We start from the raw sequence: 22,548 nt of genomic DNA on the forward strand, positions 1-22,548 counted from the left end.
AGAGGGTTTTTGTTGATTGGGTTGCCGTTGGCGTTGTTAGGACGAAGTTCTTTGTAAGGTGCTTTGGGCTGAGGTTAACCACAATGTTGCGACTGTACGGGATCCCAACCTCCGGAAATTGCTACAAAGTGGAATTGCTCCTCAAGCAATTGGGGATCCCCTATGAGACGGTTGAAGTCAACTCCAGGGCCGGAGAAAACCGCCGCCCCGAGTACCTGGCCAAAAACCCTCTGGGCCAGATCCCGGCTTTGGAACTGGAAGATGGAACGGTCTTGGCCGAGTCCGCCGCGATCTTGGTCTACCTGGCAGAAGACACCCCCCTCTACGGCCAAAACAAGTTGGAACGGGCCGAGATTTTGAAGTGGTTGCTTTTTGAACAAACCCGCATCGCCCGCTACATCGCCACCACTCGCTTCTGGGTGCGGGCCGGCCAAGCAGAGGCCCATGCTGACGTGATCGCCCAGAACTTGAAATCTGGAACAGAGGCGCTGGAGATCATGGAAGGCCATCTGCAGGGGAAGGTGTTTTTTGTGGGCAACCGCTACACCATCGCCGATCTCGCCCTTTTCACCTACACCCATGTGGCGGAGCAGGGTGGGTTTGACCTTAAGCCCTTTCCCCAGATCCGAGCCTGGTGTCAGCGGGTGAAAGCCACCGACCGCTTCTTCCCCCTCCCCGGAGCCTAGAACGCCTTCCGCTAGTTGCTGGCTCCCTCCATGCCCTGCAGCAACTGGCCCAGATACCAAATATCAACCTCGCTGGCCACTTCCCCCTCAGCCAAGAAGGGCGTGCCATCTTGGAAGTTGAGCGGCCCCTTGAAGAGCTGAATGCTGCCATTCCCCAAGCCAGCAATAAACTCCTCCAGCTTGGCCTTGTCTTCCGGCTTCAGGGCTTCTCCCATGATGAACCCCGCCGAAGACGTGTCCGGGTTGTTGATGTCTGACCAGTCGATGGGCGGACGCAGGAATTGGCTCTCGAAGGTGCCCGCGCGAGCTGCCTCGATCAATTGCTTGTATCCTGGCCCCCAGTTGTAGTAGGAAACCCCCAGGCAAATTTCGGGCGCAAAGTTACAACCGCTGGCCAGGCCGTAGTGGGTGTAGCGCACTCGCTTTCCGGCCTCAGCAGCCCGCTTGCCTTGTACCGCCGCCTCCGGCGTATCCAACCCCGACATCACCACATCAAAGCCGCTGTTGTAAAAGTCATCGGCAACCTTGCTTGGATCCAAAGTAACCCCTGGAATGTTGAACCAGAAGCCAATCCAGGTCACCCGGAACTGCAACTCTTCAGGACGATCTCGGTAAGTTTCCCAGCAGTATTTGGCCCCCAAGTAAGCAGCAGCAGCGTAACGGCGGGTTTCATCGTTGATCAGAGGTCCCAATAGGCCAATTTTGCCGGTTTCGGAGCCCAGGGCTGCAGCACAGCCAGCCACCATGCGCATCGCTTCCATCTGGGGCATGATGTTGGCCAAGTTGGGCAGATCGATGTAATTTTTCCCCTCCTTCCAGGCCATGTCCCCAGAAGCATGGATAACCGCAATCTCGGGATGCTTGCGGGCCGTTTCAATCGCGTCGTCTTTGTGGTCATCAGAAGTAAAGATGATAACCTTGGCCCCTCGGGCGATCATGTCATCCGCCACCTGGGAGGCGCGCACATTGGGCCGATCCGCTGGGTTCACCTTATCCAGGTAATCAAACTCGACACCGGGCAACTTGGCCTTGACATATTCGCTGCCCTCCACATGGGCCTGGCTCCAGCCGCCATCCTGCATCGGCCCCACCAGCACCATGCCCACTTTGAAGGTCTCTTGCGCTGTTGTGGGGGTGGATCCCAGTAGAGCGGCGACTGCCAGGCCAATAGCCCAGCCTCTCGAGGGAGAAAAAGCGCGGGTAAGATTCCAGTTCACAGGCAGCTCCAACAGAACAGGGATCCAAAGCCGGAAGACTACATCCATCATCGGGATCCCGCTGCAGATCGCTGTATCTGAGAATACAAAAAGGCGCTTGGCAAACGACGTGGAAGCCAGCAGGGGCTCAGGGAGAAATTTATCGTTCCTTCAGTTCCCGCTGAATCTCCCGCTGGGTTTGCCGCTCTTTGATTGCCTGCCGCTTGTCGTGGAGCTTTTTGCCGCGGGCCACGCCCAGATGGGCTTTGATCCAGCCGCGGTTGAGCACCAGCTTGAGGGGAACCACGGTCAGGCCCTTTTGTTCCACCAAGCCCCGTAGGCGGTCGATCTCGCGGCGGTGCAGCAGCAACTTGCGGCGGCGGGTAGGGTCGTGGTTAAACACTTTGCTGGCGGTGTCATGGGGGGAGATGTGCAGATTGTGCAGCCATGCTTCCCCATCCCGAAAGAGGGCAAAAGCGTCTTGCAGGTTGGCTTTGCCCGCTCGTATCGATTTCACCTCTGTGCCGGTCAGTTGGATCCCGGCCTCATAGGTCTCCAAGATGTCGTACTCGAAGCGGGCGCGACGGTTGTCAACCAGGGTTTTGACGTTGGGATCCACAGCCATAGGCTTTCAGTAGACCAGAGGGCCTAACGAGAGGTCAGGGATCTCTCCAATTTTCGCACCGCCCGCCCAACCAAGCGCTCGGATTTGCCGCGCCAGAGAAAGCGAATGGGGGTACCGGTAAAGTCCAGGTTTTGCCGGAAGTGCTTTTCCAGGAAGCGGCGGTAGTTATCCTTAAACAAATCGGGATCGTTGACAAACAGAACAAAGGTGGGGGGCCGATCCGCCACCTGGGTGCCGTAGTAAATTCTGCCCTGCTTGCCCTGGCGGTTGGTGGGGGGCGATTGCCAGGCAAGAGCATCCTGGAGCACTTCGTTGACCACAGCGGTGGGAACCCGTTTGCGGTGGGCGGCCACCACGGTATTCACCTGCTCAAAGATTTTGTGGGTGCGTTGCCCGGTGAGGGCGCTGACAAACAGGAGCGGCGCCCATTCAATAAAGTAAAGCCTGTCGCGAATCTCGCGGGTGAACTCGTTGATGGTGTGGGTATCTTTGTTTTCTACTGCATCCCACTTGTTGACGACGACAACGCAGGCGCGGCCCTCTTCTTCGATGCGCCCGGCCAGCCTCTGATCCTGTTCGGTAACCCCCTCCAAAGCATCGATCACCAGCAGCACTGCATCCGAGCGCTGGATGGCCTTGAAGGCCCGGTTGATGCTGAAGAACTCAATGCCGTACTCCACGCGTTTTTTTTTGCGGATCCCGGCGGTATCGATGAGGCGATAGGGCTGCCCTTCCCAGGTGACCACGGTGTCGATGGCATCACGGGTGGTGCCGGAAATGGGGCTGACGATGGCCCGCTCGGATCCCACCAGGCGGTTGAGCAGGCTGGATTTGCCCACGTTGGGCCGCCCCACAATCGAGACGGCGATGGGATCTGGCTCGCCTGCGGCTTCTGCGGTCACTTCGGGCAAGTGAGCCAGCACCGCCTCCAACAGCTCGGCTACCCCATTGCCATGGATGCCGGAACAGGGGATCGGATCCCCCAGCCCCAGCTCCCAAAAGGCTGCTGCCTGAGCCAGGCCCATCTGCCCCGACTCGCACTTGTTTACGGCCACCACCACCGGTAGGGGTTGTTTGCGCAGCCAATCGGCCACTTCTGCATCGGCGGGTGTCAGTCCCTCTCGGCCATCCACTACAAAGATCACGGCCTGCGCCTCGGCCATGGCTGCCATCGCTTGCTGGCGAATGTGGGGCAGAAATTCGCTGTCATCCCCAAAAACCAGGCCGCCGGTGTCCACCACCCGCAAGCGGCGCCCGTTCCATTCCACCTCCTGGTACAGACGATCCCGGGTCACGCCGGGCTCATCGTGCACAATGGCCGAACGCACCCCCGCCATGCGGTTGACGAGGGTAGATTTGCCCACGTTGGGGCGGCCCACAATGGCCACAAGAGGTAGGGGCACTGTTGGCTCGTCGATAACTTGGGATATCTATCCTAGCTGTTCGGGATCCCGGATGCCCAAAGCCGCCAATCTCGATCATTGCTTTGGATGCAGGTCTGGCGGTAAGTTAGGTACCTATCCTCCCATCAGGCACCGGCTGTGCCCCTTCCCCATTCTTGCCATGAACCGCGCTCTCGTTCCCGCCCAGCGGCTGAACAAGCTGCCCGCCTATGTCTTCGCCCGCTTGGATGAGCTGAAGGCCCGCGCCCGCCAGCAGGGGTTGGATTTGATCGATCTGGGCATGGGCAACCCCGATGGCCCCACCCCACAGCCGGTGGTGGAGGCAGCCCAGGCGGCCATTGCGGATCCCGCCCACCATGGCTACCCGCCCTTTGAGGGCACGGCCAGCTTCCGCCAGGCGATCACGGATTGGTACTGGCGCCGCTACGGGGTGGAGCTGGATCCCAATGGAGAGGCGCTGCCTTTGCTGGGATCCAAAGAGGGGCTGACCCACCTGGCTCTGGCCTATGTGGATCCCGGAGATCTGGTGTTGGTGCCCAGCCCTGCCTATCCAGCCCATTTTCGCGGCCCCATGATTGCCGGCGGGCAGATCTACCCGATGATGCTGCGCCCGCAGAAGGGGTGGTTGATCGATCTGCAAGAAATACCGCCGGAAGTGGCCCAGCAAGCGCGGGTGCTCTACTTTAACTACCCCAACAACCCGACGGCGGCAGTTGCGCCCCGCTCTTTTTTTGAGGAGGTGGTGGAGTTTGCCCGCCGCTACGATCTCATCCTGGTGCACGACCTGTGCTATGCCGAGTTGGCTTTTGACGGCTACCGGCCCACCAGCCTGCTGCAGATCCCAGGCGCCAAGGACTTGGCAGTGGAGTTCCACACCCTCTCCAAAACCTACAACATGGCCGGCTGGCGGGTGGGATTTGTGGTGGGCAATCGCCAGATCATCCAGAGCTTGCGCACCCTGAAAACCAATCTCGACTACGGCATTTTTGCCGCCATCCAAAAGGCCGCCGAAACTGCCCTGCGCCTGCCGGATAGCTACCTGGAGCAGGTACAAGAGCGCTACCGCCGCCGGCGCGACTATCTGATCGGCCGCCTAGCGGAGTTGGGCTGGCGGATCGAGCCGCCACGGGCGACGATGTATCTCTGGATCCCTACCCCCCGCGCTGCCGACGGCACCCCTGAGGGATCGACGGAGTTTGCCCTGCGGGTGCTGGAATCTACAGGCGTGGTCGTAACCCCCGGCAGCGCTTTTGGAGAGGGAGGAGAGGGCTACGTGCGGATTAGCCTAATTGCCGATTGCGAGCGCATAGGTCAGGCTATCGATCGCTGGGCGGAAGCTGGGATCCGCTACTGCTGAGCCTCAGTCTTGCGGGAGTTGGTACTGCTCCACAATCCGCCGGGCAAAGGGGGGCACGTGCTGCTCCAACTTCTGGGGATAGTGGCGGCGCACGTAGAGGTAGTTGCGGGTGAAGTGGGAATCGATGGAGAAGCGGGCATATTCCAGGCCGCGCGGCCCAAAGCGCTGGATTGCCGCCCCCAAGAGGCGAGCCAGCCACATTGGCAAACTCAGGGCTTGGTCGTAGGCAGGGATCCCCTGCTGCACTGCCGCCCTCCGGGATCCCTGCGAGATCACCGGTTGGGTTTCCAGCTCCTCCCAGACTAAGTCCAACAGCTCTTGCCCCCGCTGATTGCGCACCAGCAGCCACTGCCAGCCCAAGGGGGATCCCATGTAGCCCACCACCAGATCTGCCAGAGCATTCACATAGTCAAAACAACTGAGGCAGGAGGGGGCAAACACGTCCTTGAGTTCTTTGGTCTTGAGGCCGAAGAAGGGCACCTTTTCCACCGAGCCATCTTCGTGTTTGAAGTGGATGTGGAAGTCTTGCATAAACTCGTAGTGCACCACCGTCTGTGGGGAGCGGCTGGTGGTTTCTAGAAACTTTTGCAGCCCGGCACGGCTGACATTGTCCACACAGGGCGTGCCCAACACGTACAGCTTCTCCAGGCCCAGTTTTTTTTCCACCGCCCGCAAAGCCTGAATTTGGCAGCCCACCCCGATCACCAATAGGCGCTTGAGGCCGCTTTGCTCCACCTGCTCCAACACAGACAAGTTGGGAGAAAGAGTTGGCTTGTTAACTCGCGCCGCCCAGACCGCTTCGGGGGTACGGGCCAGGATGGGCCGTGGCTGAAAGCGATCCCGCTCATCCGCCTGCACGCACACCACCCCTTCCACCAAGCCAGTGGTGAGGGCCTTCATGCCAATGCTGCTGACAATGCCCGTCCACTGGGCCCCCGGGATCGGATCCCGCTTGCGGGCTGTGTACATCGCCTCGTAGACACCGAAGTAATCGGTATCAGTGACGGCAAGGGATCCTGAGCGCAGCGATTCCCGGGATCGCCCGTGGGTCTGTTCTTCCAACTGGGTCAGTTGCTGGTCCAAGAAGGCACAGGCTTCTTTGACGTGGGCCACGTAGCGGGTATCGCAGAGGCCGCACTGGCTGCACAGCTCTTTGGCCGGATAGCGGCCGGAACGGATGGGCTGGGCTGGACGCGGTGAACGGGATCCCATGATTTCTAGTGTTTGCGTAAGCGGAATGGAGTCCAATGGATCTTTTGAGCTTTGCTATTTAAGCTTTCTTTGAGATCTAAAGACACAGGCACCTCAGGCGTTCGCAGCAACGGCAACCAAGGTGCTCTCTTCAGTTTGCGGCCAAAACGGCAGATAGCGGCAAAGAACTTCGAGGGATCCCTGCTAAAGGAGCGCAAAATTTCAGAGCCTCTATAGATTGCTGTAGCGTTCTTCGGCCCAGGGTTCACCGCCCATGTAGTAGCCGTTGCTCCCCCAAAAGCCCAGCTGATCTTAGGGGGGAAACTCCAGGCATATGGGTGAGGGATCAAAGTGCGCACCGGCCCTACCGGGAGCGGTTGTCCTTCCAGGGTATGAACCAGGTAGTTTTCGGGGCGGATGAACTCCTCCAGAGTCAGGTTGGTGGTGTAGCCGCCATAACAGTGTTGCATCACCGCCTTGGCCTCAGGAGCAATGGATACCAACTGCAACCCATCCGGGATCCACACCCCTGTCCAGTTGACATCCTCCATCTCCTTTCGGTACAACGCAAAGACTGGAGACACGGCACAGCTTGCCCACTGCTGTCGCCCCCATCCAGCCCCACCACTTGGCCGGTGTACTCCGTCATCCAAGGCTTGGTACTGCGCTGGAGTGGCCTTGAGGAGTTTGGCATCTCCGACCAGCGTGGGTGTATCTTAATTGCAGGTCTAACAGGGCAAAAGCCGTCCTGGAAGGGCGGGGCTTTGGACCTAGCTTTTTGGTAAAGGTATGCGCTCTAGGGTGGAATCTTGTCCGTGACGGGCCTGTAGGATCGGGTCAACCGGGAACGAGGACTGGCGCTGCTTCAGGATCGGGGAGAATGGATCCCTGTTGGAGCCTGTGAATGGCTGCCGGGGATAGGGGAGAAGAGCCCGGAAGGAACTCCGTCCCGCTAACCCAAGCGGGTGAGGTTGATAAGGCCGACTGGTGGAACTGAGTTGAGCAATTTTGGGGTGCAGAGCGTGTTGTCGATGAACCTATGGAGTGCAGGGCTGTTGGGCCTTACCTTCAGCTCACCGGGAGAATTTGTCTTCCGCTTTCCCCCCGGCACCCCGCTGGTGGGAGGGCTGGGCCTACGCTGGTATGGCCTATTGATGGCAGTGGCCGTGTTGGTCGGCTTGATCTTGACCAAAGCGTTGGCAGAATCTCGTCATCTAGAGAAAGAGCCTGGCAAAGCCAGTGAACGAGTGGAGCTACTGGCCCTGTGGTTGGTAATATCTGGGTTTCTGGGCGCCCGCCTCTACTACGTCCTCACCCACTGGTCAGAGTTCCAAGACAACCCCCTCTCGGCCTTTGCCATTTGGCAGGGGGGTCTCATCATCCACGGTGGGGTGTTGGCCGGCGCGCTTGCCCTTTACCTCTATTGCCGCACCACCGGGATCAACGGCTGGAAGTACGCCGATGTGCTCACGCCGGGGTTGATTTTGGGCCAAGCCATCGGGCGCTGGGGTAACTTTTTCAACTCTGAGGCCTACGGTGCCCCTATTCCTCCCGACAGCCCTTGGCCGCTGCGGGTGTACATTCCTCCCCAAGCCCGCGAGCCGGAATACAGCCAATTTGAGTTTTTTCACCCCATCTTTTTTTACGAAAGCGTCCTCAACCTGCTTCTATTTGCCCTCTTGATGGGAATGTTCTGGCGCTTTCCCAAACTCAAAGATGGCACTTGGGTTTGGACCTATGTTGTCGGCTATAGCCTGATCCGCATCCCCTACGAAATCTTGCGCGTGTCGGCGGTGGCCTATCTGCCGGGAACTGCCATCAAGGCTGCCTACGTGGCCAGCGCCTTGGGCCTAGTGCTTGGGATCGGCATGCTGATCTACATGTACCGGCTGCGCTATGATCCCGACCTAGAACGATTAGCAGCTTGGTTGGCCGAGCAGGCAGGGCTGGAGCTGGAAACAGCTTCAGACCTTGTGCAGCGGGCTTGGGCCATCCAGCAACAACACCGCCGCGCCGACCTGTTGGATCGTGTTACCCTAGCCATGCCCCACTTTCCCAGCGCCCTTGCCCCCCACCTCTCTCTGGCTCGACGGGAGCTGCTGATGCGGCAACTGTTCTGCGGTCTGGAAGGGCGGGATCCCACTGAGGAAGGGCTGGCCCAAGCAAGCTAGCGCCGGGGCCTCAGGCTATGTCAGGTTATACCCAAACTACCCCCTCAGGTCTTTAGACTTTGCAACCACTTTTCCAGAGCGCGGATGGGGGTCCGATCTCGGTAGACGCGCTCCTGGCGCCTCTTCACCTGTTGGCCCATTTGCTCTCGCCACTCTGGATCCAAGCCCAACTGACTGGCAATCTGGACGTATTCATCGAGGGTGTGGGCGATGGTATCCAGGATCCCCATCTGCTGCAGGATGGCGTAGGTGTGGCGGCCCCGCAGCAGGGATCCGGGCAAGGTGACGATGGGCAGGCCGTGGGGCAGGGCTTCCAGGGTGGTGTTGCCCCCTGACCAGCCGAGGCTATCCAGGTAAATATCCCCCAGGGCGTTGTAGGCGGCATATTCTGCAGGCGAGAGTTCCGGTAGGAGCACCACATACTCTTCGGCAGCTAGGTCATAGGCCTGAAAGGCTCGTCGCAGCCGCTGCCAAAAGCGCTCGCGGATCCCTTGGGAGAGGCGGCCCCGCAAAAATAGAAATTGACACTTCCCCACTTCCCGGGCGATGCGGGGGAACACCTCGTCGTACTGAGGTAAGTACTTGAATAGGGATTGGGCGCAGAGGTAAAGCACCCTGTCGGGATCCACCCCCCAAGCTTGCCAGTCCACAGGGGCGGGGTCAACTTCTAGGGGAATATAGTAGGTGCCGATGCCAGGCAGGGGCAGGAGCTGCTCGGTGTAATGGCCGGCCCCGTCCGGCGGCTCCATCAGCTCGCTGCTGAGGAAAACGTCTATTGTCGGCAGGCCAGAAGTTTGCGGGTGGCCCCAGGCCATCGCCTGTACCGGCGCCAAGCGGAGGGCGGCCAGTTGGGCACAGACCGGGTCAATGCCCACTTCCGGGTAGAGGAGCACATCCAGCTGTGCCTCTCGAATAGCCGCTTGCCATTCTTCTATGCTGCGGGATCCGGCCACAAAGTGCTCAAAACGAGGGGGCAGGGAGCACGTGACCTCATCTTGGATGACCGAGGTGTGGAAGCCGTAGAGGGCCACTTGAGCACGATCCAGGGCTTCTACCCAGCCGCGAGTCAGGATCTTCCAAACGGAGTGATCCCGAAACAGGCCGGAGACAATGCCCACCCGCACTCGGCCAGGATGTCGCTGCCAGAGGACGGAGGGCTGGGGATAGCGGGCCGCCATCACGTCCCTCACCAAGGATCCGTAGAGCTGCTGCAGATCGCGGTCGTTCTGGCCTTGGTAGGGCAAAAAGAAGGGTTGGACGGAGCCGATCCCGGCAGCTGCTCGCTCCAGGGTTTCGGGATCCCGCGGCAGGTGTTCCCAGCGGCCCTTCACCTGTTGTAGGGCTTGGCGGTAGCGCTCCCGAGCCACGGAAACTTGGTCTGCCGAGGCGTACAGCAAGGGCAACTGGCTAACACACCAGCCCAGGGCCGCGGCCAAGTCGGCGGGATCCGCTTGCCAGAGTTGGTAGAACAGCTCCGCCGCTTCCTCCTCCCGGCCACAATCCCGCAGCAGGATGGCCAGGGTGTAGGCGGCATCGGCAAAGTCCGGCTGCAGCTCCAGGGCCTGTCCCAAGGGGACAAGGGCCGCCTCCAAATCCCCCTGCTGCCGCAGCACCAGCCCCAGCTGGTACAAAACTTCCGCGTCCGGCCCCCCCTGCTCTAGGGCCAGTTGCAGGTGAGTTTTCGCCTCCGCCAGCTGCCCCGCCTGCTTGAGAACAATTCCCAAATTAAAGTGGGCGTCGGGAAACCATGGCTGGTGGGCAAGGGCCTGCCGGATCAGGGCAATCGCGTCGTCCAGGGATCCCTGTTGCTGCCGACAGACCCCCAAGAGGTGCAGTGCCTCGGGGTGGGTGGGCTGGGCTTGCAGCACCTGCTGGTAAAGTGAGACAGCCTGTGGCCATTGCCCTGCCTGGTGATGGCGAACGGCTTGGGCCAACAGACGCTGCAGGTGCTCTCCTCTGTCCTTTCCAGCTCTGCCTAGGCCAAAGCCTTTCCCCGGTCCAGACACAGTGAGCTCCTCTCGCCGGCGGATCCTGGGCCTCTACCCCATCAGCCGTTGGGGAAATTGAGAAAGCCCGCCAAGGCCGGAGCAATCGGCAACAGGGTCATGACCATCAAAAAGAGGGCCAGCAATGCCAAAGCATCCCGCTGACCGTCGGTTTCAGTAATCTCATCCTGCGGTGGACGCTCTGGCTCGCGGGCGATGAACAGGATCAGCAGCGCCCAGTAGAGGGCCAAGACGTTGCTGATGGCCGCCACCGCCAAGGCAATCAGGGTGATGAAGGTGGCGCGGGCCGCCGTCTTCCGCCCGTACACCGCCTGCACAATGCGACCCCCGTCCAGCTGCCCTGCCGGCAGCAGGCTCAAGGCGGTGATTGCCAGGCCAATCCAGCCCACGGCAACAAAAGGATGAATGGGAACCAGCTCCGCCTGCAACTGGGATCCCAGCACCAGCCGCGCTAGGGTGCCTACCAGGATGGAGCTGCGGAAGATCTCCGTGGGCACATACAGACCCTCGGAGCCGGAGAGCTTCAGGCCAGCCAAGAGCACCAGCAGCGACAGGATCCCGCTCGCTGCCGGGCCGGCAAAGGCAATGTCGAAGAGGGCCTTGCGGCTGGGCACTGGCGATTGGATGCGGTTTAGGGATCCCAGCGTGCCGATCCCCAAGCTGGGGATAACAAAAGCAGGGCTGAGGCGCACGCCGTACTTGCCCGCCATCCAGCGGTGTCCGGTCTCATGCACCAGCAAGATGGCGAAGATCCCGGCCGCCACCGGCAGGGCTTCCACCCAGCGCCCTGGCGCATCCAACAGCCGGAAGCCCAAGAGATTGGCTCCCACCTCCAGGGTGGCAAGAAAGCTAGCCAGCAGCAAGCCGGCTGCCAGGATCTGCGCCCCTCTTGAGGCGCGGTAGTTGACAATCTCATCCGGCAAGACCACCACCGCCGGCTTTTCGGAGGCATCTTCCACCAAAAACAGTTGGTAGCGGCTGCCCAGCCGCTCCTTTAGCCTTCCCAAAAGCAGCGGCACCACTACCTCCGCCTCCCCGCGCAGGTTGCCCTTGAAGATTGCCCCCTCTCCGTAGGGTATGGTCTCGGTAACGAAGAAGGTGTCCAGGCTGAAGATGGACTGAATGGCCTGCAGATCCTCAGCGGAGATCCTGCGCAGAACCACCGTTGGCTCCGCCGAAGCCTGCGCCGGCGATTCTGCTGCAACTTCTGGCTGCTCCTCCAACTGGGCCAGCTGCTGCCGCCGCGCCTGCAGCTCCTGCTGGGCCAACTGGCGGGTCTTGCGCCCCACGGCAATGTAGAGCCCCGTAAACACCAGCAACAGCAGCAGGAAACCGGCAAAGTTGAGGTAGATTCCCAGCAGCAACAGCCCTAGGAAGACCACCCAGGGCAGCAGCAGCAGGGATCCCTGTAACCACACCCAGACGGCCAAGGATCCCCGTCGGCGAGCCCGCCAAAATCCCCAACCCAAAAAGGCCAGCGTTCCCAGCAAAAAGAGCGGCGTAATCTCAGCGGCAATGTTCATGGCTGACCTATGAGGCTGTACGGGTACCAAGCTGAGGGCAAGACGGCTCAAGCAGAAACAGCCGTTCCTTCAAAACGGGGCTCCGGCTGCTCCCACAGGTAGAAGCCAGCTTTCCGAGGTTTCAGGAGGAACAGCCGCAAAAACTGATAGAAGTTATCCAAGTAGAGGGGCATCTTGCGCAAACCCTTGAAGGGGCCGGCTCCCCGGGCAATCTCCCTCAGCTTGGCGTTGTTGGCCACACACTTCTGCAGCCGCCGCACAAACTCAGGGTTTTCCACATCCAACACCACCGGGAACACCTTGGCCGCCTCGCGGTTGGTCTTGTAGATTACCTCCATGTCATAAGTATGGGGATCCAGCCCGATGAGGCGGTAGAAATCCGGGCGCTCTCCCACATCGTTGAGGTACATAGTGGCGAACACCGACAGCAAGAAGAAACGGCACCACAGCTTGGCCACCCATCCCTTGAGCAGCCGCGGCTGGCTTAGGAGCATGAGCGCGAAGAAATCGCCGTGGCGGTTCTCGTCCTGGCACCAGTTCTTGAAGAAGTTGAAGATGGGGTAGATGCGGTCTTCGGGATGGGCCTCCAGGTGGCGGTAGATGAGGATGTAGCGCCAGTAGCCAATCTTCTCCGAGAGATAGGTGGCATAGAAGATGAAACGCGGCGCGAAATAGGTATAGGACTTGTGCTTGGTCAAAAAGCTCAGGTCGAAGGCCATGTTGAAGTCGCCCATGGCGCGGTTCAGAAAGCCGGCATGGCGGGCCTCATCGCGGCTCATCAGGGCAAAGCACTCGGCCAAAACGGGGTTGGTCTCTTTTAGCTTGCGCGACAGCTCCTTGTAGAGGAGAAAACCGGAGAACTCGGCTGTACAGGAGCGCTCCAAGAACTCCACAAACAACCGGCGCGCCTGCGGATCCAGGCGGCTTTCCCAGTCTTGGTTGAACTCCTCACCCCGGACGAAGTGATGGCGGTTGTAGTCGGCGCGAAACTCCTGCAGGATGGCCCGGAAATCGGCCTCTCGATCCCCTAAGCCCATTTTGCCGATGGCCTCGAAATCGGTGGTGTAGAAGCGCGGCGTTAGGATGGTCTCGGTGGGCACTCGCGCTTGAGTTTGAGCAGCTTGCAAACTGGGACTCATAGTGATTTAAAGCGGATGAAAAGGCCAGGTATACTCTCGCAGTTTACCAGCCTCTCTGGCCGTCGTGGGGATAAGAAGTGTTACCGGCAGGCTCTGAGAGATCCTTAAGACTCCACTGCCAGCGGCTGGGATCGCAAGGGATCCGTCAGCTCGCTGCCCTCCTCCGAAGGCGGGATCACCTGCCAAAACAGAGGCAAGCAGGATTCCCAATTTTGCAGAATGCGCTCCGCTTTGGGGGAATGGGTGCGGCGATAGTGCTCTTGGATCAGGCTCTTCAGTTGTGCCTCTGCTGCTGCTGTCTGCACCCGCTGAATGCGCACGATCTCCCCGTTGACCTTGGCGGGGAAGTTGCCCTCCTCATCCAGCACATAGGCCAGGCCGCCGGTCATCCCAGCCCCCAAGTTGCGGCCCACCCGCCCCAGCACCACCACCACCCCACCGGTCATGTACTCGCAGCAGTGGTCGCCGGATCCCTCGATCACCGCCTGCGCTCCCGAGTTGCGCACCGCAAAGCGTTCCCCCGCCTGGCCGTTGGCAAACAGGGATCCGCCCGTGGCCCCGTACAAACAGGTGTTGCCCAGGATTACATTTTCCGCCGGATCGCGGGGCGCCTCAGGGGGAGCCAGGATGACGATCTCGCCGCCACACATGCTCTTGCCCACGTAGTCATTCGCTTCTCCTGTCAGGGTCAGGCGCATCCCCGCCAGTGTAAAAGCGCCAAAGCTCTGGCCGGCGCTGCCGACAAAGCGCAGATCCAACTGCCCCCCCTGTTGGGCGAAGCCGGTATCTCCGTACAAGCGGGCCAAGGTTCCGGCAATGCGCCCGCCCACACAGCGGTCGGTGTTGGCGATAGGGATCTCCACCGTGGCCGTGCCGCAGGTTTCCACCGCCTTCTGCACCTCCGGCTGAGCCAGGATCTGCTCATCCAGCACCGGGCCGTTGGAATGCACCGGCTCATGCTCCAACCAGTCGGGCAGGGTGTTGGGATCAAAACCGGGGGGAGTTCGCAGCAGACACTCCAAGTTCAAGGATGGGGTTTTCTGGAGAACGGCATCGGCCCGCGGACAGAGCAGATCCACCCGTCCAATCACCTCCTTCAGAGAGCGGTAGCCCAGTTGCGCTAAGACTTGGCGCACCTCCTCCGCCACAAAGGTGAAGAAGGTCACCACGTGATCTGGCGTGCCGGGGAAGCGCTTGCGCAACTCCTCCTTCTGGCTGGTCACTCCCACAGGGCAGTTGTTGGTGTGGCACACCCGCGCCATGATGCACCCCTCCGCAATCATGGCCACCGTGCCAAAGCCAAACTCTTCTGCCCCCAGCATGGCCGCCATCACCACTTCCCAACCCGTGCGAATGCCGCCATCCACCCGCAGGATGGAGCGCTGCCGTAGGCCGTTTTCCAGCAGGGTATGATGCACCTCCACCAGGCCCAACTCCCAAGGTGCCCCGGCATGTTTGATGGAGCTCAGGGGGGAAGCCCCGGTGCCCCCTTCATGGCCGGAGATTTGGATGATGTCGGCGTTGGCCTTGGCTACTCCTGCCGCCACCGTGCCGATGCCCACCTCCGCCACCAGCTTCACCGACACCTGGGCCTGGGGGTTGACCTGGTGCAAGTCGAAGATCAACTGCGCCAGATCTTCAATGGAGTAGATGTCGTGGTGGGGCGGCGGCGAGATCAAGGTCACCCCCGGCTTGGAGCGGCGCAGCTTGGCGATGTAGGGACTCACCTTTTTGCCCGGCAGTTGCCCCCCCTCGCCCGGCTTGGCCCCCTGGGCAATTTTGATCTCAATTTGCCGCGCGTTGAGCAAATACTCCGGTGTCACGCCAAAGCGGCCCGAGGCCACCTGCTTCACCGCCGAGCTGGCGTTGTCCCCCATGCGCAGCCCCTTCAGGTGGGGAAAGCGGGCCGAGGTGCCATCTGGGCCTACATCGGTGATGGGGAGGTATCGTTCCGGATCTTCCCCGCCTTCACCGGAGTTGGACTTGCCGCCGATGCGGTTCATGGCAATGGCCAGGGTCTCGTGGGCCTCGCGGCTGAGGGCCCCCAAGGACATCCCACCTGTGGCAAAGCGTTTGAAAATCTCCGACACCGGTTCCACTTCCTCCAAGGGAATGGGATCCCGGTCGCTGCGGAAATCCAGCAGGTCTCGCAACGCGGTGGGGGTGCGGCTGCGCAGGTGCGCCCTGTAGATCTCATAGTGGGCAGGCTGACCCGATTCGATGGCCTTGTGCAGCAGTTTGGCCATTTCTGGGCTGTTGATGTGGTATTCGCCTTTGGGCCGCGCCTGGATAAAGCCAAAGTTCTCCAGCTTTTTCGAGGTGAGTTCGGGAAAGGCCCGCTGGTGATTCACCATGCCCTCGCGGGCCAGATCCGCCAGCGTCATGCCTCCCACCCGCGACACCGTGCCGCGGAAGGCCAGATCGATCACCTCTTGGCTCAGGCCAATGGCCTCGAAAATCTGCGCTCCGTGGTAGCTGGAGAGCAGAGAAATGCCCATTTTGGAAAGAATCTTGAGCAGCCCTGCCTCAATGGCGGCGCGGTACTTCAGTTGCACCTCGGCCAGGGAAAGCTGGGGCAACTTGCCGGCAGCCATCTGGGTTTGCGTCTTGGGCTTGTGCCACCACTGCCGCACAGCTTCATAGGCCAGATAAGGACAAACGGCGCTGGCCCCGTAGCCGATCAAGCAGGCAAAGTGGTGGGTGCTCCAGCATTGGGCAGTCTCCACCACCAGGGAAGCGCGTAGGCGCAGCCCCTCCTGGATGAGGTGATGGTGGATGGCGCCCACCGCCAACAGAGGTGGGATCAGAGCCTGCTCGGCATCAAGGCCGCGATCCGAGAGGATTAAAATCTCAGCTCCCCCCCGCACTGCCTGAGCCGCCTGCTGGCAGAGGGCCCGTACCTGGACCTCCAGTCCTTCTGGGCCGGCAGCCACCGGATAGAGAATCGGGAGCGTGTGGCAGGGAAAAGGGGTATGCTGCAGAGCGGCCAGCTCCGCTTCGTTGAGCACCGGGCTGCGCAACTGCAACAGGCGGGCATGCTCAGGGCGGATCTCCAGCAGGTTGCCCTTGGATCCCAGATACACATCCAAAGACATCACCAGGCTCTCCCGCAGGGGATCGATGGCAGGGTTGGTGACCTGGGCAAAGCGCTGCTTGAAATAGTCGTAGAGGGGATGAGGCTGGGTGGACAGCACAGCCAGCGGCGCATCATCCCCCATGCTGAAGGTGGGCTCCTTGCCCGTAGCCGCCATCTCCTCGATGATCATCTCCACATCTTCTGAGGAGTACCCGAAGGCGGTTTGGGCTTGTAACAGTTGTTCTTCCGAGAGGTGAGGGGTATTTTCAAAGCCTTGGGTGCTGAGCTGAACGCGATGGGCTTTGAGCCATTCGCCGTAGGGGTGCTGGGCTGCCACCTGGGTTTTGATCTCCCAGTTTTTGCAGATTTGCCCGCTCTGCAGATCCACCGTCAGCATCTGCCCCGGGCCTAGCCGCCCTTTTTCCAAAATGTCGGTCTCCGGCAGAGGAACCACGCCAGCTTCCGAGGCCACCACCAGCAGACCATCGCGGCTGCGAGCGTAGCGGGCTGGGCGCAGGCCATTGCGATCCAACGTGGCCCCGATGGTTTTGCCGTCGCAGAAAACCACCATCGCCGGGCCATCCCAAGGCTCCTGCAGGCCGCCGAAGAACTCGTAGAAATCCACCACTTCCGGGTGATTCTGCAGTTCTGGCTGGTTGCGATAGGCTTCCGGGATCAGCACCATCATCGCCTGCTGAGTGGAGTAGCCCGACTGAATCAACAGCTCAAACACAGCGTCCAGACCTGCTGAGTCGCTGGTGCCCGGGTCAATAATCGGCTTCAGATCCTCGACCGCTGTACCCCAGCGGGGATGGGAAAGGGTTTGTTCGCGGGCGGCCATCCAGTTGACATTGCCCAGGTAGGTGTTGATCTCGCCGTTGTGGCAGAGGTAGCGGAAAGGCTGAGCCAGCGACCAACGCGGCAGGGTATTGGTGCTGAAGCGGCGGTGGTAGGTGGCGTAGGTGGTGGTGTAGAGGGGGTTTTGCAGATCTCGATAAAACTGGCCCAGAACCGACGATTGCACCATGCCTTTGTAAACGACAACCCGGCAGGACAAAGAGGCAAAATACAGAGCATAAAAGCCAAACCGAGCCTCTACCCGCCGCCGAATGCGCCGCCGCAACAGATAGAGCTGCTGCTCTAGCTCGTCTCCTTCCAGCGTGGGATGGGTGAGGAGCATCTGCCAAATGGAGGGCATGGTCTGCCGCGCCATCGGCCCCAGGCAATTGGGATTGACCGGTACCTGCCGCCAAACCACCCGCTGCCAGTCGGTGGTGGTCAAGTACTCATCGATCACCTGCTGCACCGCCTGACACTCAGCAGGATCCTGAGGCAAAAAGACCATCCCCACCGCGCTGTGAGTGGGATCCCAAGCTCGAATTTCTTCCCTCTCTGCCTGCAACAGCGACCAGGGGATTGCCGTTGCAATGCCCGCCCCATCACCGCTCTGGCCGTCGCCGCCACAGCCACCCCGATGTTCCATACAGGTGAGGGCCTGAAGGGTTTTCTGCAAGAGGTCGTGGCTGGCTCTCCCCTGCTGACTCACCAAAAAGCCGACCCCGCAAGCATCCCGCTCTTGAAAGTGCCAGTTTTCCTGCAGGATAGGGGCCGAGACCTGAGAGGGATGGGGATTCATAGGAGTAAAAACAGTTTGGAATAAATCACGCTTTCAGAGGTGGAAAACCAGCATATCGCACTCCAATCCGACAGGAAAAGGGGGGCAGTCTCAAGTCACGGCTGGCTCTTGCCAACAGGGCAACCGTTGGGGCAATCGGCTCAGCGAAGTAAAGACAAAAAAGCTCGCCATGAACAGATTTTTCGAGTTTCTTCTGCAGCTTTCCCCGACGGACTGCGGACGATCTGAGAAAGCTAGGGCGAATGCGCCAGCTCACACCGGCTCCGCTCGCTGGCAACTGGCCCTGTGGAGAACTGCGGTAGGGAGACAGCCGTAGGGTATGTCCAGGAAGAGGGCAACCCCACAGATGTACAACAGATGTACAAAGTCAGGCGTGCAACGGTCTATCGCTGGCTGAACCTAGAAGACCTCAGGCCGACAAAAGTCAAGACCCAGAAGCCAAAGGTAGACTTGGCCGCCCTGCAGCAAGACATAGGCCAGGATCCAGGAGCTCAATTGTAAGGATAGAGCTCAGAGATTCGGGTCGCGCCAGCGGGACGGAGCCCTTGCCCTATTGACTATACTGGTGGTGCTCTGGGAGCAATGATACTATTACCCTAGATTTTTCGTGTTTCTGAGTAAGCTCATGCTGACTTGCCCAAGCCGTCATTCTTTTAACTTAGATACGACAAGATCCATAATGGAAAGCAGCATTATCGATGCCAGGATTGTCACAGGCAACTTATACCTGAATCTACTCAAAAGATTGTCTCAGAAGTCAATATATCCCTAGTTAATAAACTTAAGCGACTTTCCATTGCTGCTATACCTTATGTAAATGAACTACCAGAACTCTGGACAAAATTATGTTAATCACAAATCAACTTATCCTTCCCAAATCATGGAGGTCTACCCGTCAAAAGAGGTACTTTGATCCTGCGATGCGACGAGCTATTGCCATTTGTGCTAGCAGGTTGGAGCTTGAAAGCAGGACGAGCTTCCCAAACTTGTTCAGAATGATTGTTCAGAATGACTGTGTCTCCACATGGGTTGGAGTCAGTGTTGCCGAGAAAAGCCATATCCTTGCTAGATTGAAGTCATGGGATCCCTGACTCTACCCGGTAGAACTGAACTTTATGACCGTCCCTCTGATTCACAGCCGTGACGTTCTAGAGAGCCGTCTCAAGGAGATTCCTGCTGAACCCGGCGTATATTTAATGCGAGATGCCACGGATCAGATCCTCTATGTAGGCAAGTCCAAGAAATTGCGCTCTCGAGTGCGATCTTATTTCCGCTTCACCGGCGACCTGTCCCCTCGCATTCAGCGCATGGTAGCTCAGGTTTGCGAGATCGAGTTTATCGTAACCGACAATGAAAGTGAAGCCCTAGCCCTAGAAGACAATCTGATTAAGACCCATCAGCCCCCTTATAATGTTCTCCTTAAGGACGATAAAAAGTATCCCTATTTGTGTATTACCTGGTCGGAGCCTTATCCCCAGCTTTACATCACCCGCCATCGTCGCCTTGATCGGAATCAAGATAAATATTACGGCCCCTACACGGATGTTGGTCTATTGCGCCACACCCTTGGACTGGTCAAACGGATTTTTCCCTTGCGCCAACGGCCCAAACCTCTGTACAAAGATCGCACCTGTTTGAACTACGACATTGGGCGCTGCCCCGGGGTATGCCAAGGCTTGATCAGCCCAGAAGAGTATCGCAAAACGCTGACTCAAGTGGCCATGATCTTCCAAGGCCAGACAGATGAGCTGATCCGAGAGCTGCAGGAGAAGATGATCCAGGCCGCCGAACAGGAAAATTATGAGGCAGCCGCACGATATCGGGATCAAATTCGTGGTCTGGAACAATTGGGAGAATCCCAGAAGGTCTCTTTGCCTAACTCTACCGTCAGCCGTGATGCTCTGGCCTTGGCCATGAATGATTCACGAGCCTGCATTCAATTGTTTCAGGTGCGGGCAGGCAAGTTGGTGGGGCGGCTGGGGTTTGTGGCCGAAAACCGCGGTGACGACCCAGGCCTTATCTTGCAGCGGGCTTTACAAGAGCATTATCAATACTGCGATCCGGTGGAAATTCCCTCTGAGATTTTGACCCAGTATGAATTGCCCGATCACGATTTTCTGGAGTCTTGGCTGAGTCAGAAAAAAGGCCGCAAGGTCAGCCTTGTTGCCCCCCAACGGCAGAGCAAAGCCGAGCTGATCGAGTTGGTTGAGCGGAATGCACAACTGGAGCTAACCCGCACTCAGCGCTTGGCGGATCGGGATGCCGCGGCCTTGGAGCGCTTGGCAGAAGTCTTGGATTTGCCGGATGTGCCCCGCCGTCTAGAAGCCTACGATATTTCCCACATCCAGGGATCCGATGCTGTGGCCAGTCAGGTGGTGTTTATCGATGGCCTGCCTGCCAAACAGCACTACCGCCGCTACAAGATTCGCAACCCTGAGGTGCGCCCCGGTCGTTCTGATGATTTTGCCAGCCATGCGGAAGTGGTCCGGCGTCGCTTCAGCAAAATGACCCCTGAGGATCAGCCGGATTTGGTGCTCATCGACGGGGGCAAGGGGCAGTTGTCGGCAGTCATGGCCGTCTTGGCAGATTTAGGGCTGGATCACCTGCCGGTAATTGCCTTGGCCAAACGAGAAGAAGAGATCTTTCTGCCGGGGGATCCTGTGCCCTTGCGGTTGCCGGCCCAAGATCCGGCTCGCTTGTTGTTGCAACGCCTGCGAGATGAGGCCCACCGATTTGCCCTCGCCTTTCATCGCCAGCAACGGAAAGCGCGTCAACATGCCTCTACGCTGGACGAGATCCCCGGCTTGGGCAAGTATCGGCAAAAGCTGCTGATGGAAGAATTTCGGTCGATTGCCCGCATTCAGGTGGCCTCAGAAGACCAGTTGGCTCAAGTGCCCGGCATTGGCCCGAAGATTGCCCGGCAGATTTACCGCTACTTTCACCCGGAAACTCAGGCGGAATCCCCGGAGACAGCGCAGGTGGAGTAGTTGAGAATCCGCGCAGGGATCCCTGCTCCCCCAGCACTCGGTGGGGTGATATCCACAGAAGCCTGAGCACCCTTCCTCGCCCGTGATTTTACGAGATCACGGGGGAACTTGTAGTGCGGAAAACATCGCTCAAAGCAAAAATGATACATAATCTCAGGGGCAGGCGTTCTTAGTGCCCTAGTACTGCTTGCGAAAACATAGGGGATCCTGATGCTGGCCGAACTTGATGTGCTCCTGGAGAATGCTCCCATCGGGATCTTTCGTGCGGATCTGCAGGGACGGTACCGGTTTGCCAATGCCAAGCTTGCCGATGGAACGCAGTCTGCAGTTTGAATCGATTCTGCGCCGCCTTACCCATCAGATACGGGCAACTCTGGACGAAAAGCAGATCTTGCAGACGGTTGTGAACGAGCTGGGAAAATTTTTGGGTGTTCTTTTTTGCAATGTCGGCCTTTACGATAGCCGCCGAACCTACTCCCTGATCAGCTATGAATACACGACGCTTTCGACCTCTGGGGTCGGGGCTCGGGTTTGGATGAGAGATTTTCCCCTCTTCTACGAACAGCTATGGCGAGGCTGGTGCTTTCAACTGTGCGCTCGGGATCGCCAACGGGATCCCAACACTCTGCCCCCCTATCTGACCAAGCTGGCCTGCCCCATTGCGGACGATCAGGGCATTCTTGGGGATCTGTGGCTGGCCCGGCCCCCTGAGGAGAGTTTTAGCGATTGGGAAATTGATTTGGCTCAGCAAATGGCGGCCCAGTGTGCGATTGCCCTGCGACAGGCCAGGCTCTACCTCAGCAGCCAGGCTCAGGTGACGGAATTGAAAAAACTCAGCCAAATTAGGGATAACTTCCTGGCCGCCGTCTCCCATGAGCTGCGCACTCCCCTTACCAGCATTAGCCTCTCGGTTCACCTGCTGAAACTGAGCCATCAAGTTTCTCCTCTCACCCCCAAGCAAATCCAGTATCTTGAGGTTCTGGAGCAGGCGTGCGAGCGAGAGATCTCCCTAATTAACGATCTTCTGGATCTACAAACTTTGTTGGGCGATAGGCTTAAGCTGCCCTCTGAGAAGGTTAACTTGCCTTTCCTTTTGGCACCTCTCATCAATCGGTTCCAAGACCAGATGCGCAAGCGGCAGCAAACTCTACAAGTTCACTGGGATCCCCACCTGCCCTATCTGCACACCCATCCCCGCCTGTTGGAACGCTTGGTCTGTGAGCTTTTGACTAATGCCCACAAATTCACGCCCGCCGGCGAACACATTGTCCTAGAGGCTGTTGCTTTAGGTTCCGACCGCTGGGAGCTGCGCTTGACCAACACGGGCACCACCATTCCCCTCGAAGAACAAGAACGCATTTTCGAGCAGTTTTATCGCATCCCCCACTCGGATCCCTGGCAGCAGGGGGGAACAGGCTTGGGATTGGCTCTGGCCCAAGCCATTGCCAACCACTTGGGCGGCTCTTTGCAGGTGGAAAGCACTGCCCACCAAACCACGTTTATTCTTCGCTTGCCCGCAGCAGAATCTTGTTGACGATTCGGTTTGGGCCAC

16 protein-coding genes are annotated in these 22,548 nt (G+C 59.1%); 7 read left to right on the plus strand and 9 right to left on the minus strand.

Going from position 1 to position 22,548, the window contains the following annotated elements; translation table 11 throughout:
• Positions 1-83 precede the first annotated feature (83 nt).
• Positions 84-686: a glutathione S-transferase family protein gene (locus NW805_RS04360; protein WP_414421759.1), complete on the plus strand. Its 603-nt coding sequence runs from the start codon at positions 84-86 to the stop codon at positions 684-686.
• Positions 687-697: 11 nt separating this feature from the next.
• Here NW805_RS04360 and NW805_RS04365 read toward each other — a convergent pair whose 3' ends face one another.
• The 3 genes from NW805_RS04365 to der all read right to left on the minus strand — a co-directional run bounded on the left by NW805_RS04365 (position 698) and on the right by der (position 3,910).
• Positions 698-1,951: a BMP family lipoprotein gene (locus NW805_RS04365; protein ID WP_414421760.1), complete on the minus strand. Its 1,254-nt coding sequence runs from the start codon at positions 1,949-1,951 to the stop codon at positions 698-700.
• Positions 1,952-2,042: 91 nt separating this feature from the next.
• Positions 2,043-2,507 carry an SsrA-binding protein SmpB gene (gene smpB, locus NW805_RS04370; RefSeq protein ID WP_011432891.1) on the minus strand — a complete coding sequence of 155 codons (465 nt, stop codon included), beginning with the start codon at positions 2,505-2,507 and terminating at the stop codon, positions 2,043-2,045.
• A gap of 23 nt (positions 2,508-2,530) precedes the next feature.
• On the minus strand, positions 2,531-3,910 hold the full coding sequence (gene der, locus NW805_RS04375; RefSeq protein ID WP_414421761.1) for a ribosome biogenesis GTPase Der: 1,380 nt from the start codon (positions 3,908-3,910) through the stop codon (positions 2,531-2,533).
• Positions 3,911-4,070: 160 nt separating this feature from the next.
• Between der and NW805_RS04380 the strand changes: the two genes are divergently transcribed.
• The gene (locus tag NW805_RS04380; RefSeq protein ID WP_414415961.1) at positions 4,071-5,267 is read left to right on the plus strand and encodes an aspartate aminotransferase; all 1,197 of its coding nucleotides are present in this window, start codon (positions 4,071-4,073) and stop codon (positions 5,265-5,267) included.
• A gap of 3 nt (positions 5,268-5,270) precedes the next feature.
• Here NW805_RS04380 and NW805_RS04385 read toward each other — a convergent pair whose 3' ends face one another.
• Complete coding sequence (locus NW805_RS04385; protein WP_414421762.1) at positions 5,271-6,479, minus strand: Coenzyme F420 hydrogenase/dehydrogenase, beta subunit C-terminal domain; 1,209 nt, start codon at positions 6,477-6,479, stop codon at positions 5,271-5,273.
• Between the two features lie 5 nt (positions 6,480-6,484).
• Positions 6,485-7,042: a molybdopterin-dependent oxidoreductase gene (locus NW805_RS04390; RefSeq protein WP_414406991.1), complete on the minus strand. Its 558-nt coding sequence runs from the start codon at positions 7,040-7,042 to the stop codon at positions 6,485-6,487.
• A 447-nt stretch (positions 7,043-7,489) separates the two neighbouring features.
• Between NW805_RS04390 and lgt the strand changes: the two genes are divergently transcribed.
• Entirely contained in the window at positions 7,490-8,629 is a 1,140-nt protein-coding gene (gene lgt / locus NW805_RS04395) for a prolipoprotein diacylglyceryl transferase (RefSeq protein ID WP_414421763.1), read from the plus strand.
• Between the two features lie 44 nt (positions 8,630-8,673).
• Here lgt and NW805_RS04400 read toward each other — a convergent pair whose 3' ends face one another.
• From NW805_RS04400 to NW805_RS04415, 4 genes are all read right to left on the minus strand, one after another.
• Positions 8,674-10,635, minus strand: a complete 1,962-nt coding sequence (locus tag NW805_RS04400) for a tetratricopeptide repeat protein (protein ID WP_414421764.1) — start codon at positions 10,633-10,635, stop codon at positions 8,674-8,676.
• Between the two features lie 41 nt (positions 10,636-10,676).
• Complete coding sequence (locus NW805_RS04405; protein ID WP_414421765.1) at positions 10,677-12,158, minus strand: site-2 protease family protein; 1,482 nt, start codon at positions 12,156-12,158, stop codon at positions 10,677-10,679.
• A 47-nt stretch (positions 12,159-12,205) separates the two neighbouring features.
• Positions 12,206-13,297: a magnesium-protoporphyrin IX monomethyl ester (oxidative) cyclase gene (acsF, locus tag NW805_RS04410; RefSeq protein WP_414421766.1), complete on the minus strand. Its 1,092-nt coding sequence runs from the start codon at positions 13,295-13,297 to the stop codon at positions 12,206-12,208.
• Between the two features lie 104 nt (positions 13,298-13,401).
• A complete protein-coding gene (locus NW805_RS04415; RefSeq protein ID WP_414421767.1) occupies positions 13,402-18,009 on the minus strand; it encodes a glutamate synthase-related protein in 4,608 nt (1,535 codons plus the stop codon).
• A gap of 285 nt (positions 18,010-18,294) precedes the next feature.
• Between NW805_RS04415 and NW805_RS04420 the strand changes: the two genes are divergently transcribed.
• The 4 genes from NW805_RS04420 (at position 18,295) to NW805_RS04435 (ending at position 22,530) form a co-directional block, all read left to right on the plus strand.
• Positions 18,295-18,510 carry an IS630 transposase-related protein gene (locus NW805_RS04420; protein WP_414421768.1) on the plus strand — a complete coding sequence of 72 codons (216 nt, stop codon included), beginning with the start codon at positions 18,295-18,297 and terminating at the stop codon, positions 18,508-18,510.
• Positions 18,511-19,124: 614 nt separating this feature from the next.
• A complete protein-coding gene (gene uvrC, locus NW805_RS04425; protein WP_414421769.1) occupies positions 19,125-20,996 on the plus strand; it encodes an excinuclease ABC subunit UvrC in 1,872 nt (623 codons plus the stop codon).
• Positions 20,997-21,206: 210 nt separating this feature from the next.
• Entirely contained in the window at positions 21,207-21,329 is a 123-nt protein-coding gene (locus tag NW805_RS04430; protein WP_414421770.1) for a hypothetical protein, read from the plus strand.
• A complete protein-coding gene (locus tag NW805_RS04435; RefSeq protein ID WP_414421771.1) occupies positions 21,307-22,530 on the plus strand; it encodes an ATP-binding protein in 1,224 nt (407 codons plus the stop codon). Before NW805_RS04430 ends, NW805_RS04435 begins: the two co-directional genes overlap by 23 nt.
• The last annotated feature ends 18 nt before the right edge of the window (positions 22,531-22,548 follow it).

It is taken from the genome of Synechococcus sp. W60.1, from assembly GCF_047461575.1.
Taxonomy (GTDB): domain Bacteria; phylum Cyanobacteriota; class Cyanobacteriia; order Thermostichales; family Thermostichaceae; genus Thermostichus.

Excerpts from the sequence above, each read along its gene's own strand:
- NW805_RS04360 (WP_414421759.1), top strand. The coding sequence starts at position 84 with ATGTTGCGACTGTACGGGATCCCAACCTCCGGAAATTGCTACAAAGTG.
- NW805_RS04365 (WP_414421760.1), bottom strand. The coding sequence starts at position 1,951 with ATGGATGTAGTCTTCCGGCTTTGGATCCCTGTTCTGTTGGAGCTGCCT.
- smpB (WP_011432891.1), bottom strand. The coding sequence starts at position 2,507 with ATGGCTGTGGATCCCAACGTCAAAACCCTGGTTGACAACCGTCGCGCC.
- NW805_RS04380 (WP_414415961.1), top strand. The coding sequence starts at position 4,071 with ATGAACCGCGCTCTCGTTCCCGCCCAGCGGCTGAACAAGCTGCCCGCC.
- NW805_RS04385 (WP_414421762.1), bottom strand. The coding sequence starts at position 6,479 with ATGGGATCCCGTTCACCGCGTCCAGCCCAGCCCATCCGTTCCGGCCGC.
- lgt (WP_414421763.1), top strand. The coding sequence starts at position 7,490 with ATGAACCTATGGAGTGCAGGGCTGTTGGGCCTTACCTTCAGCTCACCG.
- NW805_RS04405 (WP_414421765.1), bottom strand. The coding sequence starts at position 12,158 with ATGAACATTGCCGCTGAGATTACGCCGCTCTTTTTGCTGGGAACGCTG.
- acsF (WP_414421766.1), bottom strand. The coding sequence starts at position 13,297 with ATGAGTCCCAGTTTGCAAGCTGCTCAAACTCAAGCGCGAGTGCCCACC.
- NW805_RS04415 (WP_414421767.1), bottom strand. The coding sequence starts at position 18,009 with ATGAATCCCCATCCCTCTCAGGTCTCGGCCCCTATCCTGCAGGAAAAC.
- uvrC (WP_414421769.1), top strand. The coding sequence starts at position 19,125 with ATGACCGTCCCTCTGATTCACAGCCGTGACGTTCTAGAGAGCCGTCTC.
- NW805_RS04430 (WP_414421770.1), top strand. The coding sequence starts at position 21,207 with ATGCTGGCCGAACTTGATGTGCTCCTGGAGAATGCTCCCATCGGGATC.
- NW805_RS04435 (WP_414421771.1), top strand. The coding sequence starts at position 21,307 with ATGGAACGCAGTCTGCAGTTTGAATCGATTCTGCGCCGCCTTACCCAT.